Origin of the sequence: Pseudoalteromonas sp. HM-SA03 (assembly GCF_002289345.1) — a bacterium.
GTDB lineage: Bacteria > Pseudomonadota > Gammaproteobacteria > Enterobacterales > Alteromonadaceae > Pseudoalteromonas.
On the sequence record NZ_NSDG01000009.1, the window covers coordinates 1 to 1,455 of the forward strand.

Sequence of the window (1,455 nt, forward strand, 5' to 3'; positions counted from 1 at the left end):
TGGGCTGAGGATTACTATCAACACTCCCCAGAACAGGATCCTAAAGGGCCAAAAGAAGGCACAAAAAAGGTTATGCGAGGTGGCAGTTTTTTAGAATCTCCCCGCGGTAGTAATGTATATACACGGCAAGAATCTGAGAAACTAAAAAAGGCATACAGGGCAACTGGATTTCGCTGCGCGCTATATCAAGCTAAGCCACTTTCTGTTCAATCAGTTAACTAATTCATTGTCATCTCATTTATCACCGTAAAAAGTCAGCGTTTATTCAAACTGCTTACTTTATGCTGTAGCAATTTTGATTTCGCCTGTACGCTTGGTATGCTTGAGCTGCACTAAGGATAAATAAGTAACATACGGAAAGTCACCATATGGAAAATAAACGGATACATTCACTCCCCCACTTTGCCAACGTTAACCGCCGCAATATTCTCGCTAATCAATGCACAACCGCTCCAAGTCTCGCATTACTATGCTTAGTCATAAGCGGGTGTGACGACCTTGGCCAACAAATAGACGCGCTTACTGGCGAGCAAGACAAACAAGTGCAAGCACTGATTGAGCGCACTAAAGCCCAAATGGTGTTTGTTGAAGGCGGCAGCTTTATGATGGGCGATGGCGGTGGTCCTAATAACTTGCCTTGGACCATAGCCCGCGACAATAAACCCGCTCATAAGGTGACCCTTACCAGCTATTCAATGGGCGCTTATGAGGTAAGCTATGGCGATTTTGATTTATATACCGCGGTAAACGACCTACCAAGAACCATGTGGACAAAATGGGATAAAGATGAATTCTGGCGCGCCCCTGAATTTCCGGCAGGCGTAAGTTGGTATGGTGCTAAGAACTATTGTTTATGGCTGGCGAAACTCACACAACTCCCAATTGATTTACCAACAGAAGCACAATGGGAATTTGCAGCACGAAACCGTGGTGAAAACATTTTGTTTGCCACCAATACTGGTATGCTTGAGCTCGGTGTAAATTACTCTCTCGCCGAAGAGCCTGAACCGCATATTAGTGGCACCTATCCACCTAACCCATTGGGGTTTTATGATTTAAGCGGCAATATGATTGAATGGGTCAATGATTGGTGGGCTGAGGATTACTATCAGCACTCCCCAGAACAGGATCCTAAAGGGCCAAAAGAAGGCACAAAAAAGGTTATGCGAGGAGGAAGATTTTTAGAGTCTCCTCGCGGTAGTAATGTATATACACGGCAAGAGTCAGATGAGCTTGATGAAGCGTATCGTGCTAAAGGATTTCGCTGTGCGCTAAATCAAGCGAAGTCACTTTCTGTTCAAGCAGTTAACTAGTGCATTGTCATCACATTTATCTCCGTAAAAAGTCAGCGTTTATTCAAACTACTTACTTTATGCTGTTGCAGTTTTGATTTCGCCTGTACGCTTGGTATGCTTGAGCTGCACTAAGGATAAATAAGTAACATACGGAAAGTCA

General features: G+C 44.1%; 2 protein-coding genes. Both read left to right on the top strand.

The features are described from left to right. On the top strand, positions 1–222 hold a 222-nt coding region (locus CKO50_RS01855; RefSeq protein WP_176474592.1), incomplete at its 5' end, for an SUMF1/EgtB/PvdO family nonheme iron enzyme. Between the two features lie 146 nt (positions 223–368). Next, positions 369–1,313 carry an SUMF1/EgtB/PvdO family nonheme iron enzyme gene (locus CKO50_RS01860; RefSeq protein ID WP_095726770.1) on the top strand — a complete coding sequence of 315 codons (945 nt, stop codon included), beginning with the start codon at positions 369–371 and terminating at the stop codon, positions 1,311–1,313. Positions 1,314–1,455 lie beyond the last annotated feature (142 nt).